The following is a 17,947-nucleotide window of genomic DNA, read 5'->3' as shown; positions in this document are numbered from 1 at the left end:
AGAGTGACCAATTAAGTTTGTTTGACCCTCGAGACCCGTTTACGGGTTGCTAATAAAAAATGCGTGGCTGGCAGGCCAATAAAAAAGCCCACTTGTGGGCAGCCAATAGAAAAGGGCTATGCCCGAAACTGAAAAACCACCGGCTAGGCGGGTGGCTGTTTATTGAACTTAGAGTTTGGGCGGATGATGGAAAAAATGACATTTATGATTTTTTAATTATGCGGTATAATGATAGTCACGAAACACGTTAATATTTTTTTATGGAGGTAGCATGAAAATTCTAGTAGTTGGCTTAGGTTCAATGGGGCGTAGACGCATAAGACTCCTTAACCAGATATCTCCTAAATTTGAGATAATCGGTATAGACAGTAACCCTGACAGGCAAAAACAGGCAGAGGATGAGCTAGGAATATTCACACAGTCAGATTTAGAAAAGACACTAGCAGATATGAAGCCGGAATGTGCGGTTATTTCCACATCTCCCCTGTCTCATGCCTCCATTGTTGAAATTTGCTTAAAAAACGGCTGTCATGTTTTTACTGAGCTTAATTTAGTGAGTGATAAATATGATGAAAACATGCTTCTGGCGAAGGAACAGAAAAAAACATTGTTTTTGTCCTCCACTTTTTTATACAGAGATGAAATTAAATATGTTGCGGAGAAAGTGGCAAATACCGAAAGTGCATTAAATTATAATTATCATGTGGGTCAGTATCTTCCTGATTGGCACCCTTGGGAATCTATCCAGAATTATTTTGTGGGAGACAAGCGCACAAATGGATGCAGGGAGCTTTTTGCCATTGAATTGCCATGGATTATAAAATCCTTTGGCGAGATAAAATCATATAAGGTCATTTCTGATAGAAATACCAAACTTCCAATAAAGTATAATGACAATTACTTGCTGCTTGTAGAGCATACCAACGGCAATAAGGGTGTTCTGTGTGTAGATGTGGTTTCCAGAAAAGCTGTCCGCAACCTGGAGGTTTATGGTGAAAATCTCTATCTGACATGGGACGGCACTCCTTTGGGGTTAAAAGAATATGATTTTGAAACTAAAGCAGATAAAAATATAAATTTATATGATTCTGTTGATAAGCAGGAAGGCTACGCTTCCTTTGTCATAGAAAATGCATATAAAAATGAACTGGAAACATTTATTAATGTGATAAATGGCACAGGCCGTGCAGAGCACACCTTTGAGGAGGATAAAAAGGTGTTGGCTATGATTGATGAAATAGAGGCAGGTAATAACAAATGAAGGTTTGTTTTGTGGGGATAGGTTCTATAGCAAAACGTCATATTAGAAACCTAAGTGAAATTTGTAATATAAATGGGGTAGAGTTGCAAATTGATGCTTTAAGAAGGTCTCATCTGTTTGGAACTGATAATTTACAGCAAATAGGTGATGTTTATACATCAGCTGAGGAGCTGCCAGCGGATTATGATGTGGTATTCCTTACAAACCCCACGGAATATCACGCAGATATGCTGTTGAAGCTGCACGACCACACAAAGCATTTTTTTATTGAAAAACCTGTTGCATCTCTTAATACAGTTGATATACTAAAAAAGATTCCTTATCGTGAGGAGTCAGTTTACTATGTGGCCTGTCCCCTTAGATATACCAATGTTATTCAATATTTGAAGCAAGAAATTAATATTGAGGCTGTTAATTCAGTTCGTTGTATATCGTCCAGTTACTTGCCGGATTGGAGACCGGGACAGGATTACAGAGAAACATATAGTGCCCATAAAGATTTGGGAGGCGGTGTATCTATAGATCTTATCCATGAGTGGGATTATATTACTTATTTGTTTGGTATGCCGTCAGCAGTCAAATCATTTTTGGGAAAAGTGTCAAATCTGGAAATTGACAGTGATGATTATGCCATATACATTGCAAAATATGATAATATGGTTGCGGAACTGCATTTGGATTATTTCGGCCGCCAAAGCATCAGAACTGTTGAACTCTATATGGATGAAGATACAGTTGTGGGCGATTTTATTACTGGCACGATAACATATTTAAAGTCAGGTAAAATAGTCAATTTACCGGCTGACAGGGATATATATCAGAAACGGGAATTGGAACATTTTCTTGATATGGTTTTAAAAAATGGAAAATGTAGCAATGATATTGCAAATGCCGTAAAAATTTTGAAGCTTACTCAGGGAATAACCGAATAACATCGGGAGGAAGAAATACATGCGAATATTGTTTACTGTATGCGGCCGGGCTGGTTCGAAGGGGATAAAAAACAAAAATATAAGAGATTTTCTTGGAAAACCTCTCGCATATTACACGGTTTCAGCCATAGATTTGTACTTAAAACAGCATGAAGATATGGAATATGATATTGCTGTGAATTCTGACAGCGATAAACTGCTTGAACTGATGGATAATAATCCAATGCGATCTGTTGAGCTTATTGTTCGCGATCTATCATTGGCAGGAGATATTGTTGGTAAGACTGCTGTGGTCAGCAACTGCCTGTTAGAAATGGAAAAAAGGAAAGGCATCAAATATGATATTGTGGTCGACTTGGACATCACTTCCCCTTTGCGTCGAGTAAAGGATATTGATGAATTGATAAAAGTGCATGTGGCCCAAAAACCTGATGTAACTACATCGGTAACTACCGCAAGACGCAATCCGTATTTTAATCAAGTAAAAAAAGTGTCTAAGGGCGTCAAAAAGGTTATTGACTCAAATTATACAGCCAGACAGCAGGCACCGGAGATATTTGACATGAACGCTTCATTGTACGCCTATTCTCCAGAGTTCTTAAAATCTGGTAAAGGTGTTTTGGATGGTTATTGCGAAGCTATTGAGATGTTTGATACGGCTGTATTGGATTTGGATCATGAGAATGATTTTGAATTGATGGAAGTTATTGCGGAATATCTTTTTGAAAAGTATGAGGATTTTAAGGAAATAAGATATAACATAAGGTAAATATGTATTAGATGATTGTATATGCAACAATTTAGTATTATCGATTTGTTGCATTTTGTACTTAAGTTGTGTAAAATATGTTGTCAGATTTTTTGTAATTTTCCTGCCACATGAATAATGAAATGTATGGTTTTTGTAGTATTGTTGGAGGTATGCTGAATGAAGGTTTTATTGATAGTTCCAGATAATGGGAGTTATATATCTACTTTCCCACTGGGGATTGCTTATATTGCTGCAACGCTTCGGGAACGTGGGGATTCGGTAGAAATATATTGTAAGGATGTGTATCACTATTCAGAAGAGCACCTTACCAACTTTTTAAATGAACATAACTATGATGTGATTGGTACAGGTACCTGTGGCGGGTATTATCAATATCGCGAGATGAAAAATATAGCTCAGGCTATAAAAAAAAGTACAAGTAATGCAAAATTTGTTGTTGGCGGACATCTTGTTACACCAGAGCCGGAGTATTTTATAAATTTGTTAAATGCGGACTATATCGTTCTTGGTGAAGGTGAAGAAACCATGAAAGATTTAGTATATCACTTGGAAAGTAACTTTGATGTAGATGATGTGAAGGGAATTGCATATAAAAAGAGTGATGGTACTGTAAAAATTAATGAACGCAGAGAATTGATTAAAGATATTGATTCTATTCCATTCCCTGCGTGGGATCTTTTTCCAATGGATCACTATACATTGTTGCGAATGCCTAATATAGGTTCGAATGAGCGGTGTATGGTAATGTATTCAGGCCGTGGTTGTTTATTTAGATGTAATTTTTGTTATCGCATGGATAAAGGATTTAGGCCACGTAGCGCAGATTCTGTAATTGAGGAGATGCGCATTTTAAAGGAAAGATATAATGTAAGCTATATTGCTTTTTTTGATGAATTGTTAGTAAGTTCTGTGGAGCGCGTTACAGAATTTTGTGAAAAACTTATTGCTGCAAATTTAAATATGAAATGGGATTGCAACGGGAGATTAAATTTTGCAAAAAAGGAAATGCTGGAATTAATGAAAAAGGCTGGTTGTGTATTCATAAATTATGGCATTGAGTCCATGGATGAAGAGGCTTTGAAAAGAATGAACAAGAGCCTGACAACATCTCAAATTATAAAGGGGATAGAAAATACACTTGCAGCTGGTATTAGCCCTGGTTATAACATTATTTTCGGTAATATTGGAGAAACTGGTAAATCTTTGCAGTTGGGAGTAGATTTCTTATTGAAATATGATGATCATAGTCAGCTTAGAACTATTCGCCCTGTAACCCCGTATCCTGGTTGCCCGTTATATTATTATGCAATCGAGCAGGGACTGTTGAAAGATGTAGAAGATTTTTATGAAAACAAACATGTTAATAGTGATTTGTTAGCTGTAAACTTTACTCCTTTGTCTGATGATGAATTTTATAATTGCTTGCGAGATGCTAATAAGGCATTGTTAAACAACTATTATGATTCATTAAAGAAAAATGCTATTGAAATTGAGGAAAATCTTTACAATAAGAGAGATGCTTCATTTAGGGGATTTAGAAGAACTTAATTGATAAGTTAAAATCACAATTATATTACGTACTCAATGTACTGTTGATGGTGCCCCAAAAGGGATATATGGTATAGGTAATGGAGAAGTCGTAAAGGATAAATGTAAGCGTATGGACAACAAGTTAAGGAGATGTTTTTTTGAATATTTTGTTTAGTACGGTTTCCTATAAAGATACAGATGATTGGGTAAATAAATTATTAACCCAAATAAAATTTAATGAATGCGCTGTAATCTTCTACGACAAGGCTATAGCTACTAGTAGTGAAATATCAGGATATGCCACCGAGTGTTTTTTCTTTGATAAAATGGTTTATGCTGATTATAGCGATTTTCCTGAATATATGTTAAACGCTCCTCCGGTTGATGAACATCTCTTAAATCTCATGGCACCATATCAAAGTCAAATAATGTGGATGATGGAAAGATGTGTTGGTAGGGAATATAATCATAGATGGAACGATTATTGTAAACACATACGGTTTTGGAATTATGCTTTGGATAAGTTAAAAATAGATTTATTTGTATCACAGGTTATACCGCATGAAGTTTTTGATTATATAATTTATGTTCTTTGTAAAATCAAGGGGATAAAATACCTTGGAATGTACCAAATGTCATATTATGGTATGGCGTATTTTTGCAATGATATTTATGACCATATGCCATATTTAAAAAAGGAATTTGAAGAGGCAAAGCTTTCTTTTAAAGGGAGAACAGAATCAGATATAGTATTACCGCCACTAATTGAAGAGATATACAATTTTTATACTTGCGGCGATGATAGAACGCCATACTATATGAAAGATTCAGATACGCAGTTAGATAGTTTTCTGGTTGCTATTACTAAACGGATATCTTGTTTAGGTTCTTTGAAATTAGTAGCTCAAAATATGAAAAGACGTCTTAGGTTAATCGCAACTTGCCTTTTGTATTGTGGCTCTTTTTCTAATGTGAAATGTTTTAACATTTCTGAGATGTTTTACAATTCTGATGCATTTAGAGAAAGTAATATGATTTTTCAATTGTATCAAGATAATATTTCTCAAGTTGATTATAGTCTCTCATATATTTATTTTCCATTACAAGTGCAACCTGAATTATCAACATCACCAGCAGGAGGAGTTTATGTAGATCAGTTGCTGGTATTAAAAATGTTATCTTTTTACCTGCCTAAAAATTGGGTCATTTATGTTAAAGAGCATCCCAAACAAGCTGAGATGACAGCTGCATATCATTTGGACTCATATAGGTCCTATCGGTTCTTTGATGAGATGTTGCGAGTACCAAATGTGAAATTAGTTTCACTAGACGAGGATACATATAATCTTATAAATAATGCCAAGGCTGTTGTCACAATGACAGGTACTGCTGGTTTGGAAGCAATCACATCGGGGGTGCCGTGCCTGATGTTTGGCTATTCTTTTTTACAATACGCACCCAATGTGTATCACATAAGGAATAATGAGGATTGTGAAAAGGCAATAAAATCCATACAATTTATGGAAAAAACGCCAGAGTATCGTAAGGATTTAAAAATTTATTTCAAGTGTTTAGGAAAATATTTGATTGATGCTCAGCCTGAATTAGGGCTGTATACCTCATTAAAGGAAATAGAAGCTGCAAAAGACAAACTGGTTCAGGCGTATTATAAGCAAATTATGGAGCAAGCATAGAAAAATAAAGAGGGCAATTTTATGTTACATAATAAAGTAATTTTAGTCACAGGTGGTACAGGCTCATTCGGAAACACCTTTGTACCTATGACATTACAAAAATACAATCCCAAGAAGCTAATTGTTTATTCCCGGGATGAGATGAAACAATGGAATATGGCAAAAAACTATCAGGGGGATAAAAGGGTCAGATTCTTTATCGGCGATGTAAGAGATAAAGATAGGCTGTATCGTGCCTTGAATGGGGTGGATTATGTTGTTCACGCTGCCGCTACAAAGATTGTTCCAACAGCGGAGTACAATCCTTTTGAGTGTATTAAGACCAATGTAAATGGTGCCATGAATATTATTGATGCCTGTATTGATTCTGGTGTAAAGCGAGTGGTTGCCCTTTCTACGGATAAGGCCAGCTCACCGGTAAATTTGTATGGTGCTACCAAGCTTTGTTCTGATAAGGTCTTTATTGCTGGCAATTCCTATTCTGGTGGAAAAACCAAATTTGCAGTTGTAAGATACGGCAATGTCATGGGCTCCCGAGGGTCTGTTATTCCTTATTTTATGGAAATTGCCAAGACAGGAAAACTTACTATCACAGATAAACGTATGACCAGATTTATGATTTCGTTGGAGCAGGGGGTTGAGCTGGTTTGGCACGCCTTTGATGATATGGAAGGCGGCGAAATATACGTTAAGAAGATTCCTTCCATGAATATCTGTGACATAGCCACGGCTGTAGATGCTAAGGCAGAGCAGGTGGAGATTGGTATTAGACCAGGTGAAAAGCTCCATGAGCAGATGATTGGTGTGGAGGATGCCCATTTTACTTATGAGTACCCTGAGCATTTTAAGATTTTGCCACAGATTTGTGATTGGGGTAAAATCGAAAATATGATAAAGGGCGGAACTCGGGTTCCGGAGGGATTTAGCTATACTTCTGACAACAACAAGGAATGGATGACTATACCGCAGCTTCAGGCTTGGATTGAGAAAAATCGGGTAAAGATTGGTAGTATATAATACGGGGGCAAATACAGTGGACGAGTTAGCGATAAACGGTGGAAAGCCAGTATTTGACAAGAAAATTGGCTATGGACATCAGTATATTGATGATGCAGATATTCAGGCAGTAGTTGACGTTTTAAAAAGTGATTTCCTCACTTGCGGACCAAAGATTGAAGAAGCTGAGAAGAAGCTGTGTAAAATCACAGGGTCAAAGTATGCAGTCCTTATAGCTAATGGTACAGCTGCACTTCATGCTACTATGTTTGCAGCTGGTGTTGGGCCAGGGGATGAAGTTATTACAACGCCGATTACTTTTGCAGCTTCAGCTAATTGTGCTCTTTATTGTGGTGCTAAGCCGGTTTTTGCTGATATAAATCCTGAAACATATAATATAGATCCAGCTAGTATTGAAGCAAAGATTACCAGTAATACTAAGGCTGTTGTAGCGGTGGATTTCACAGGACAAGCTGTGGAAGTAGATAAAATTCGGGCTATCTGTGATAAGCATAATCTGATTTTTATTGAGGATGCGGCTCACTCTTTAGGAACTAAATATAATGGTAAACCAGTGGGAAGTCTGGCAGATATGACCGAGTTCAGTTTCCATCCAGTGAAAACATGTACTGCAGGTGAAGGCGGTGCCATTACCACCAATAATGAGGAGTTCTATAAGAGACTCGTGTTATTCCGCACCCATGGTATTACCCGCTCACAGGAACTTATGGACAAGGAAAGCGAAGGCGGTTGGTATTATCAGCAGGTTGATTTGGGGTATAACTATCGTATGACTGATATTCAGGCAGCTTTACTCAGTTCCCAGCTTGATAAGTTGGAAATATTTGGCAAGCGGCGAAAGGAGCTAGTGAAGCACTATGATGAAGCCTTTTCCACTATGCCAGAAATAGTTGTACAGAAGGAAATCGCTGAGTCAAATACGGTTCGTCATCTTTATATTATTCAGTTGAATTTGGATTTATTAAAATGCTCCCGCAGGGAAGTATTTGATGCATTGCAGGCTGAAGGTGTTGGCGTAAATGTACATTACATCCCGGTGTATTCCTTCCCCTACTATCAGAAGTTGGGATACAATATGGGCGAATGTCCTAATGCGGAACGGTTATATGAGCGTATTATTTCTATTCCGCTGTATTATTCTCTTACTGATGAGGAGCAGGATAAAGTAATTAAAGCCGTAAAGAAAGTTATTGCATATTACAGAAGGTGATTTCATGGAGCTTTGCTTGGGAACTGTGCAGTTTGGCATGGATTATGGCATTAAGGGGCAGAAGCAGCCTAGTGTAGAAAAGGCAGTGGAAATGCTTGATTATGCCACCCAAAACGGTATAGATACAATAGATACAGCTAATGCCTATGGTACTGCTGAGGACGTAGTGGGAACTTTCTTGGAGAAGAAAACTATAGCCAGAGATAAGTTGTTTATTATTTCTAAATTTCGTCCTAATTTATTGGATGATGTAAAGCCAGATGAGTATTATAATGTAATGCGAGATAATTTGGAGAACACCTTATCCAGACTGCATACGGATTATCTTGATAGCTATTTGCTGCATAGTGCCCGCTATATTTACAACGATGAAATAATTGATACATTAAACCGCATGAAGCAGGATGGATTGGTAAGGCGTGTGGGTGTTTCAGTATATGAGCCGGAGGAAGCCAAGAAATGTATAGAGCGTCCCAATGTAGAATTTATGCAGCTTCCATTTAGTATTTTCGACCAGCGTATGGAAAAAGCCGGTGTGTTTAAGGAAGCAGAGAAGGATAATATTCAGATTCATTCTCGCAGTGCATTTATTCAGGGATTGATTCTCATGGAAGAAGACGAGGTTCCACCATTTTTGGTAAAAGCCAAGCCTATTGTGAGGAAGATTTCCCTTCTCTGTGAGCGGCATGGATTATCAAGAATTTCTTTGGCCATGAACTATGTGAAGCAGCAAAGTAGAATTAGTCATTTGGTGTTTGGTGTAGACAATTTGGAACAGCTAATAGAAAATATCAGTATCTTTAGAGAGAACATCTCTAAAGATATTATTGACGATATTGCCAAGGAATTTACGGATATTGAGGCAGACATTGTGATGCCAAGCTTGTGGAAAAAATAAAGGAGCTATGCACAGTGAAATATTTGGTGTTAATACAGGCCAGGTGCGGTTCCAGCAGATTGCCCAATAAGGTCTTAAAGGATTTGTCCGGGAAAACTGATTTGCAGTGGGTAATTGAACGTGTAAATCGCAGCAAGCTGGTTGATGAGGTTATGGTAATAACCTCTATCGAGAAAAATAATCTGCCACTGATTGAGCTTTGTACGAAGCTTAACACAAGAGTATTTGTAGGCTCAGAGGATGATGTCCTGGACAGATATTATCAGGCGGCCAGATTATTACAGCCAGAATATGTTATAAGAATTACAGCGGATTGTCCCTTGTTTGATTGGCGCTATCTGGACATAGCCATTGAATCTATGGATAAAGACGCGGACTATAGAGGGGCCTTCGCGGAAACCTTCCCTGATGGTCTGGATATCGAAATAATGAAGTTTTCTGCGTTGCAGAAATCATGGAAAGAGGCTGTTATGGCTTCAGAGCGTGAGCATGTTACACAGTACTTAAGAAAGCATCCGGAAATGTTTAAATTGCAGGAACTTAAGTGTCCGATTGATAATATAGGTCATATGCGCTGGACACTGGATGAGCCTGACGATTACGAAATGCTCAGCAAAGTATATGAGCATTTTGTAAGCATAGGCAAGGAAGATTTTGTTACTGAGGATGTTATTGAGTTCTTGAAAAATAATCCGGATATTGAAGCAATTAATACAGGGATTATGCGTAACGAAGGTCTTGCAAAATCAATAAGAGAAGATAAAGTCGTAGATGTTGTTGAATAAAGGGAAAGAAGTGTTATATATGGGTAAAGGGCAAGAGTTATACAATAAGGCAAAAAAGGTTATACCAGGTGGCACTCAGTTATTGAGCAAGCGTCCGGAAATGTGGGCACCGGATATTTGGCCATCTTATTATAGCAAGGCTAAGGGCTGTGAAGTATGGGATTTGGATGGCAGGCATTATTATGATTTCAGTATTATGGGGGTTGGGGCCAATGTTCTTGGCTATGCCTTTGATGAAGTTGATGCTGTTGCCAAGGAAGCCATCGATAACGGCAGTATGTGTACCTTAAATGCCCCTGAGGAAGAATATTTGGCTGAAAAGCTGCTTGAACTTCATCCTTGGGCTGGTGGCGTTCGTTATACCAAGTCCGGTGGTGAGGCCATGTCCATGGCAGCACGTATTGCCCGTGCCTATACCAAGAAAGATATTGTTCTTGTTTGTGGTTATCATGGTTGGCATGATTGGTATTTGTCCGCTAATCTTGTAAAAGGTGATCCATTGGCAGATGTACATCTTCAAGGTCTTGCCCCTGCTGGTGTTCCTCGTGGATTAGCCGGCACAAATCTTATTTTCCACTATAACAATATTGAGGAGTTTAATAAGATCGTTGCTGAAAATGAAGGAAATATCGCTGCGGTAATTATGGAACCAATCCGCAATGATTACCCGGAGGATGATTTCCTTGGCAAAATTCGTAAAATTACCAAGGAAAAGGGAATAGTCCTTGTTTTTGATGAAATAACTGCCGGATTCAGACTTTGTGCTGGTGGCAGTCACAAGGTACTTGGCGTTGAGCCAGATATGGCAATTTTTGCCAAAGCAATGACCAATGGCTATCCATTAGCTGCTATTATTGGTACGGATGAGGTAATGCAGGCTGCACAGATTACCTTTATCAGCAGCACCTTCTGGACTGAGCGTATTGGCTTGGCTGCTTCATTAAAGACCATTGAATGTTATGAAAAATACAATGTTGCAGCTCATCAGGAGAAGGTGGGCAAGCGTGTTCGTGACATTTGGACGAAGTTTGCTGATAAATATGGCATTAAGATACATATTTTTGGAATCCTTCCATTGCTTCATTTCGGTTTTGAATATGACAATCCAAGAGCATTTAAGACCTATTTCACCCAGGAAATGCTGAAGGAAGGTTTCTTGGCTGCAAATGGTGTTTATGCATCACTTGCACATACTGATGAGGCACTTGATAAGTACGAAGACGCTTGCGATAGTGTATTTGGTAAAATTGGTGATATTATCAAAGCTGGCAAAAATATTGAAAAAGAGTTAGATGGTCCTGTGTGCCATGCCGGATTTGAGAGATTAAACTGATATTATTTATCAGCTAGCAGATGTAAGGTGTAAAGGAGCGAAATTTCATGCTGACTGACGTACACTTGTCCTCAGGAGGGGTGCTTCTTAGACAAATTGAATTAGGTGATTGTACACATTCCTATGTATCATGGCTAGAAGATCCAGAGGTAAACCAATACCTTGAAACCAGATGGTCAGAACAAACTTTAGAATCTGTTCAGTCATTTGTTCAGTCACAATTAGATAGTGAAAATAGCGTTTTGTTTGCCATTATCTTGGCAGATGATGGACGACATATAGGAAATATTAAGTTAGGCCCTATTAATGAACACCACCGCCACGCGGATGTAAGTTATTTTATAGGGGATAAGACTATGTGGGGCAAGGGAATTGCTACTAAAGCTATTAATTTGGTGTGTAGGTATGGGTTTAGTGATATGAATTTGCATCGTATTGAAGCTGGTGCCTATGCTAAAGCTATTGGAAGCCAGAGAGCTTTAGAGAAAAATGGGTTTATTAAAGAAGCTGTGTTTAGGCAACAAGTGCTTACAAATATCGGTTATGATGATGTTTACCGATATGGATTACTTGCGGACGAACTTAAAAGAATATAATCAAATAATGTGAAAAAATATTTGAAAAATTTGAAGCTTATGGAAATTGCAGTAAGGGTAGATTCTTCTAATTTAATAGGCAGTGGACATCTTATGCGGTGTCTGACTTTAGCACAGCGATACCGTAACGAAGGCCACAATGTTACTTTTGTATGTCGCGATTTGGAAGGTAATTTGGCTGACCTTGTAAATAAGCAGGGCTTTCAGTTACATATGCTTTCGGCTGCCCTTGAAGATGATACTCTGACAGGTTATGCTAAATGGCTTACAGTTACGCAGGAACAGGATGCTGATGAAACAGTTGAATTAATGTGTAAAATTGGTAAAGTCGACCGTGTAGTGGTGGATAGCTATGCCATTGATGAAACCTGGGAAAAGATAGTCAGGCCATATACCAATGAAATTTTTGTAATTGATGATTTGGCCAACCGAAAACATGACTGTGATATATTGCTGGATCAGAATTTCTATTTGAATAAGGATGAAAGATATATAGGCTTGGTGCCAGAGCACTGCAAATTATTGCTTGGTCCGGAACATGCACTTTTGCGTGAGGAATTTTATCAGGCAAAGGAAAAAATGAAACCTCGTGATGGAAAGCTACGTAATATTCTGGTTTTCTATGGTGGAGCAGATGCTACTGATGAAACTTCCAAGGCTATAGAAGCATTATCTATGCTCAAGTCTAATGGAGAGTTGCAGGATGTTGGAATTACCGTAGTGGTTGGGGGAAGTAATACCAGAAAAGAAAGTATATCGAATCTTTGCCAAAAGGAAGACTATAAATATCTTTGTCAGGTAAATAACATGGCACAACTTATGGCTGAGGCGGATTTAATGCTAGGTGCAGGTGGATCCACTACTTGGGAACGGTGTTTCTTGGGGCTACCGGCTATTGTAACAGCGGTGGCAGAAAACCAGTTTCAGATTTGTGATGACTGCGCTAAGGAAGGTATAATACATTATTTGGGAAATTGGAATAAGGTGACAATAGATGACATTTGCGGGGCTGTAAGAAAATTTACGGATTCTGAAGTGTATATATCAATGCAAAAGAAAATGAGCCAACTTTTTGGCTGACTCATCGTGATTAATTAGGAGCTTGCAATGCAGGAAAAGTTATATCTTCGATCAGTAACAATTGATGATTTAAATCTATTGTTTGAATGGGTAAATGAACCAGCAGTAAGGAAAAATTCATTTAATATGAATATAATTTCAATGGATGAACACGCAGCTTGGTTAGAACGAGTATTGACTGATTTTAATACTAAGCTATATATTCTGCAGGAAGAGGATACTCCTTTAGGTCAGGTACGATTGACATATGACACAAATGTATGGCAAATTAGCTATAGCATTGCGCCTGCTTATCGTGCCCAAGGATATGGAAAAATTATTCTTCAACTGGCAGAAAATGAATTAATTCGTGGCGGTCACACTGGCGAGCAATTATATGCAGAGGTAAAGAAGGATAATACTGCTTCCCAGCGTATTTTTAAGAAATTAGGGTATCATGAAGTTGCAAGCCAACATGAGAATGCCTTCGCCTATACCAAAGTTATTACAAAGGAGAAGATACATGGCATTGAGTAAAGACGGCAAACCTTTTATAATTGCCGAAATGAGCGGTAATCATAATCAATCATTGGAGAGGGCATTGGCTATTGTCGATGCTGCTGCAGATGCAGGCGTTGATGCACTAAAGCTCCAGACATATACTGCGGATACCATGACTATAGATAAAAGTGACGGAGAATTTTTCATATCCGACCCTAATAGTCTGTGGGAAGGGGAGTCTCTGTATAATCTTTATAAAAAGGCGTATACTCCTTGGGAATGGCATAAACCTATTTTTGACAGATGCAAAGAAAAAGGTATAATTTGTTTTAGCACTCCATTTGATGCTACAGCGGTGGATTTCTTGGAAGAGTTAGGTAATCCAATATATAAGATCGCTTCCTTCGAGAATATAGACATTCCGCTTATAAAGATGGTTGCAGCAACTGGTAAGCCAATTATTGCTTCCACTGGCATTGCCTCTTTGGCGGAGCTGGATGACTTGGTTACTACAGCCAGAGCAAATGGTTGTAAAGATCTCACATTATTAAAATGTACCAGTAGCTATCCTGCCTCACCTAAGGGAACAAATATAATGACTATCCCTCATATGAAACAATTATTTAATTGCAATGTAGGTTTGTCTGATCACACACTTGGCTTTGGTGCAGCTGTAGCAAGTATTGCTTTGGGAGCAACTGTAATAGAAAAGCACTTTACTTTGTCAAGGGCTGATGGTGGCGTGGACAGTGCTTTTTCCTTGGAACCTGAAGAAATGAAACTGCTGGTTCGCGAGTGTAATACTGCGTTTGAGGCTCTTGGTGATATCAGCTATGGCATAACTGAGCAGGAAAAGAAATCCTTGCAGTTTAGACGAAGCCTGTATATTGTAGAGGACATGAAGGCTGGGGATGTAATTACGGTGAAAAATATGAGGTGTATAAGACCGGGACTGGGCTTGGAACCGAAGTATTATGATATGTTGTTGGGAAAAAAAGTTTGTTGCGATATAAAGCGTGGAACGGCTATTAACTGGAATAATATTAGATAGTACGAAACTGTATGTTATCATGGACAGTTACATTATGTAGATAGTAAAAATATCAATAAACAATAAGGAGTGGAACCATTGGTGCAAACCGCAATAAGGGATTATATAGATGGTAATCAATCATATGGACGTGAATTGATATTTGTAGCCATACTTGCGTTCATGATGTTTGTAGGTATTAATCTAGGTTCGGGAGTCCTTTTGTCTGGATATCATTTTGTGGATGATCATGAGGTGCTAAATATAGCTAAATATGCGTCAAGACATACTTTCCTTGATACATTGCATTGGTATGCTATTCAGGATTTTTCAATTCGGTTTCGTCCACTATATAATCTGGAAATTGTGGCACAGACGTATTTACTTGGTGTTAATATGAATCATTGGATAATGCTAGTTACATTTGAGGGCATTATCTCATTTTTGTTATTTTATCATTTTGCACGGCAGATTACGGACACTACTTGTTTGGCGTTTCTTTTTTCCGTAATAATTCATTTTGGCACTCAATACACCCTTTGGTACAGAGCACTGAATCAGGAAAATTTAGCCATGATATTGCTGGGCATAAGCCTTTGCTTATTAACACGAAAAGGACTTAATCTTGGTATAGTAACTTTTTTCATTGTATTGTCATCTTTGCAAAAATAAAGTTTCTTATTGCTGCTTGCTAATAACCGTTAAAAGGTGTAAAATTAGGCAACAAATTTAAGCTTTAGTCCGTTACCGGCCCGTTGATTAGTCGGTAACGGTTTTTCATGTATAAAATGAGGTGTTTGGTATTATGTGGCAGGGTGGTTCTGTGGAAAGTGCCGGGTGTGTAGAGAAGATTGAAAAGTGGATTTTTTATTTTTTGTGCGGATATGCATTATGCTCCAGTGTATCCATGGGAGGCTCCAATGTGTTCCTTGCCTTGGCAACGGTGGGCGCTATTATACGCTTGGTTAAGAAGCATGATGACTGGCGTGAGCTATTATTTGTTGACAAGGGGTTGAGAATACCGTTTTTGATTTTCCTTGGGGTTTTGGTGGTAACCAATATTTTTACCTTGAATATGGAAGAAACTGCCCAAAATATGTTTCAGTATTATATCAACAATTTTGAGCCATTTTTGTTGGCAATAATGTTTGTGCGGAAAAGGGAATGGCTCCTTAAAATTGCCGGCTTAATGGTGGTATCATCGGTGATAAATAATGTATATGTAATTTATCAGTGGTTTCACATGAGCGAAGATGTCAGAAGAGCACAGGGGTTTTTCCGTATTATGAGTACGGCGGGGCTCCTTTCTATGATGGTACCTGTTGCTGTATTACTTATGCTTAATACCCAGGGGAAAATGAAGTGGATTATGTTTGGGGCAATCATTATTAGTGCAATAGGGGCTGTTTTTAATAATTCACGTGGTGCCTGGGTGGCCATTGTCTGTACTGTGGTGGTGACTACTCTGCTTATGGTCAAGTCTAAGTTAAGAGCCTTGGCGGCACTGTTGGTGCTGGCCATAGGTTTGTCTGTAGTGGTATGCCATGTGCCTGTCATATATCAGCGGGTACAAAGTATTACAAATATTACTGATAACCATAGTAATATGGAACGGCTTTATCTGTGGCGCAGTGCCATGAATATGGGAAATGATTATCCTGTGGCCGGTGTGGGCTCAGGTAATTTTGGTGATATATATCATGAAAAATATATTTTGCCAGAGGCAACAAGACGAGATTTGGGGCACGCACACAATTTATTTTTCCAGGAATTTGCAGAGCATGGTTATCCAGGAGGAATTGCATTTGTGATCTGGGTGGCAGGGACTATAGTTTATTGTATACGTGGCTGGCATAAGGAAAAGAAAACTGGTTATATATTTATGTTGGCTATATTTATGGGGCTAATGATTAACGGGCTCACTGAACATACCTTTAGCCACCCTATTGTGATGAAATGGTTCTGGTTTGGTATGGGAATTAGTTATAGATGGATTAAAGTAGAAGAGTGAGTGCTTGTCGGAAAAAAGATGAAAATATTGACCATAGTTGGTGCCAGACCGCAGTTTGTCAAAGCGGCTATGGTGTCCGATGCTATTGCAAAATGGAATAAAGATAATTCTGGTGCTGCGGTCGAGGAAATAATGGTTCATACCGGGCAGCATTATGATGATAATATGTCCGGCGTGTTTTTTAGGCAATTGGGGATTCCGGCTCCAAAGTACAATCTTGGCGTCTCTGGTGGCAGTCAGATAGATAATCTATCCCGTATGATGACTGGGGTAGAGTCTACTATAATGGACGAACAGCCAGATGTAGTATTGACATATGGTGATACTAATTCTTCATTGGCTGGGGCTCTTACGGCTGCTAAGCTGGGCTTAAATGTTGTTCATGTAGAGGCAGGGGATCGTGCTGACAATAAAAATAATCCGGAAGAGATGAATCGGATTATAATTGATCACATTTCTGCTTTGTTGCTATGTACCACCGAAACTGCTAGGAGAAATTTATCCGGTGAGGGAATCACGGACAATGTTTTTGTGGTAGGAAATCTTATGGGGGAGGCTTTTTTTAGATATGCCTCAAAAACTTGGAAGGATAGAATACTACTGTCGTTAGTGCAAGGTAACATTGAGGTTCCGGAAGAGTATTATTATCTTACGTGTCATCGCCAGGAAAATACTAAAAATGATAATGCTCTTAAAGCAATGATGATGGCCATGGAGTCTTTGGATAGTCCTACCGTTTTTCCTGTGCATCCACGTAATAAAGAACGTGTAGTTCGCTTAATAAATGAATTGGGCTGTTCGAAGATATTGGCTGTAGAGCCTGTGGGATATTTTGAATCAATACATCTTATCAAGGGCGCAAAGCAGGTGGTGACGGATTCAGGTGGCGTTCTTACTGAGACATTTTTTGCTGGGGTGCCTTATGTGTATGTAATGGATATGCCCAAAATTCCGAAACGAACTCCCTTCGACGTAAGCAGATTGGCTAAGCCATTAAAAAACGATATACTTGCTAAATTGCAGCAGCCGTTTGATGCCACTGTGGGCCCTGCATTATGTAAGAAAAATGCTGGTACCGGACTGAAAAATTTGGAGAAGATTGAAGAATGGTACAATGTTAAGGAGCCATTATAGACGTTTTTGGCGTTTTATCACAGATCGTTATAGTAAGTAGAATTATAAATGCTAATCTAAATGTGAGCCACTTTGGGTAAAAACGCTCGCTTGAATTTGAGCCACTTACATAATAATCTGAAATCAATATAAAGATTTCAGAGGTGATGTTAGGTGGTTATTACAGTGAGCGACTACGAACAAA

18 protein-coding genes are annotated in these 17,947 nt (G+C 38.5%); all 18 read left to right on the top strand.

Features of this window, described 5'->3' with window-relative positions:
- The first annotated feature begins 59 nt into the window (after positions 1-59).
- The 18 genes from ACKI5G_RS08200 (at position 60) to ACKI5G_RS08115 (ending at position 17,763) form a co-directional block, all read left to right on the top strand.
- Complete coding sequence (locus ACKI5G_RS08200) at positions 60-251, top strand: hypothetical protein (RefSeq protein ID WP_407399341.1); 192 nt, start codon at positions 60-62, stop codon at positions 249-251.
- Between the two features lie 20 nt (positions 252-271).
- Positions 272-1,261, top strand: coding sequence for a Gfo/Idh/MocA family protein (locus ACKI5G_RS08195; RefSeq protein ID WP_407399339.1), 990 nt, complete (start codon positions 272-274; stop codon positions 1,259-1,261).
- Positions 1,258-2,193 (top strand): Gfo/Idh/MocA family protein, encoded by a 936-nt coding sequence (locus ACKI5G_RS08190; RefSeq protein ID WP_407399337.1) that lies wholly within the window; start codon positions 1,258-1,260, stop codon positions 2,191-2,193. Before ACKI5G_RS08195 ends, ACKI5G_RS08190 begins: the two co-directional genes overlap by 4 nt.
- A 19-nt stretch (positions 2,194-2,212) precedes the next feature.
- On the top strand, positions 2,213-2,962 hold the full coding sequence (locus tag ACKI5G_RS08185; RefSeq protein WP_407399335.1) for a cytidylyltransferase domain-containing protein: 750 nt from the start codon (positions 2,213-2,215) through the stop codon (positions 2,960-2,962).
- 159 nt (positions 2,963-3,121) lie between these two features.
- Entirely contained in the window at positions 3,122-4,513 is a 1,392-nt protein-coding gene (locus ACKI5G_RS08180; protein ID WP_407399333.1) for a B12-binding domain-containing radical SAM protein, read from the top strand.
- A 140-nt stretch (positions 4,514-4,653) separates the two neighbouring features.
- Positions 4,654-6,189: a hypothetical protein gene (locus ACKI5G_RS08175; RefSeq protein WP_407399331.1), complete on the top strand. Its 1,536-nt coding sequence runs from the start codon at positions 4,654-4,656 to the stop codon at positions 6,187-6,189.
- Positions 6,190-6,210: 21 nt separating this feature from the next.
- Positions 6,211-7,206 (top strand): UDP-N-acetylglucosamine 4,6-dehydratase (inverting), encoded by a 996-nt coding sequence (pseB, locus tag ACKI5G_RS08170; protein ID WP_407399329.1) that lies wholly within the window; start codon positions 6,211-6,213, stop codon positions 7,204-7,206.
- Positions 7,207-7,222: 16 nt separating this feature from the next.
- Entirely contained in the window at positions 7,223-8,416 is a 1,194-nt protein-coding gene (pseC, locus tag ACKI5G_RS08165) for a UDP-4-amino-4,6-dideoxy-N-acetyl-beta-L-altrosamine transaminase (protein WP_407399327.1), read from the top strand.
- Positions 8,417-8,420: 4 nt separating this feature from the next.
- Positions 8,421-9,314, top strand: a complete 894-nt coding sequence (locus ACKI5G_RS08160) for an aldo/keto reductase (RefSeq protein WP_407399325.1) — start codon at positions 8,421-8,423, stop codon at positions 9,312-9,314.
- Between the two features lie 14 nt (positions 9,315-9,328).
- The gene (locus ACKI5G_RS08155) at positions 9,329-10,099 is read left to right on the top strand and encodes a cytidylyltransferase domain-containing protein (protein WP_407399323.1); all 771 of its coding nucleotides are present in this window, start codon (positions 9,329-9,331) and stop codon (positions 10,097-10,099) included.
- A gap of 19 nt (positions 10,100-10,118) precedes the next feature.
- Positions 10,119-11,432, top strand: a complete 1,314-nt coding sequence (locus ACKI5G_RS08150) for an aminotransferase class III-fold pyridoxal phosphate-dependent enzyme (protein ID WP_407399321.1) — start codon at positions 10,119-10,121, stop codon at positions 11,430-11,432.
- A gap of 47 nt (positions 11,433-11,479) precedes the next feature.
- Positions 11,480-12,028 carry a GNAT family N-acetyltransferase gene (locus ACKI5G_RS08145; RefSeq protein WP_407399319.1) on the top strand — a complete coding sequence of 183 codons (549 nt, stop codon included), beginning with the start codon at positions 11,480-11,482 and terminating at the stop codon, positions 12,026-12,028.
- Positions 12,029-12,049: 21 nt separating this feature from the next.
- A complete protein-coding gene (gene pseG / locus ACKI5G_RS08140) occupies positions 12,050-13,108 on the top strand; it encodes a UDP-2,4-diacetamido-2,4,6-trideoxy-beta-L-altropyranose hydrolase (protein WP_407399317.1) in 1,059 nt (352 codons plus the stop codon).
- Positions 13,109-13,135: 27 nt separating this feature from the next.
- Positions 13,136-13,624 (top strand): GNAT family N-acetyltransferase; N-acetyltransferase, encoded by a 489-nt coding sequence (locus ACKI5G_RS08135; protein WP_407399315.1) that lies wholly within the window; start codon positions 13,136-13,138, stop codon positions 13,622-13,624.
- Complete coding sequence (gene pseI / locus ACKI5G_RS08130) at positions 13,611-14,639, top strand: pseudaminic acid synthase (RefSeq protein ID WP_407399313.1); 1,029 nt, start codon at positions 13,611-13,613, stop codon at positions 14,637-14,639. Before ACKI5G_RS08135 ends, pseI begins: the two co-directional genes overlap by 14 nt.
- A 78-nt stretch (positions 14,640-14,717) precedes the next feature.
- A complete protein-coding gene (locus ACKI5G_RS08125) occupies positions 14,718-15,290 on the top strand; it encodes a hypothetical protein (protein ID WP_407399311.1) in 573 nt (190 codons plus the stop codon).
- A 133-nt stretch (positions 15,291-15,423) separates the two neighbouring features.
- Positions 15,424-16,629, top strand: coding sequence for an O-antigen ligase family protein (locus ACKI5G_RS08120; protein ID WP_407399309.1), 1,206 nt, complete (start codon positions 15,424-15,426; stop codon positions 16,627-16,629).
- Complete coding sequence (locus ACKI5G_RS08115) at positions 16,630-17,763, top strand: UDP-N-acetyl glucosamine 2-epimerase (RefSeq protein WP_407399307.1); 1,134 nt, start codon at positions 16,630-16,632, stop codon at positions 17,761-17,763.
- Positions 17,764-17,947: the final 184 nt, after the last annotated feature.

Origin of the sequence: Anaerovibrio sp., from assembly GCF_045637405.1 — a bacterium.
GTDB lineage: Bacteria > Bacillota > Negativicutes > Selenomonadales > Selenomonadaceae > Anaerovibrio.
The sequence above is the reverse complement of the archived record's forward strand: the minus strand, read 5'-3'. Positions and strand labels throughout refer to the sequence as shown.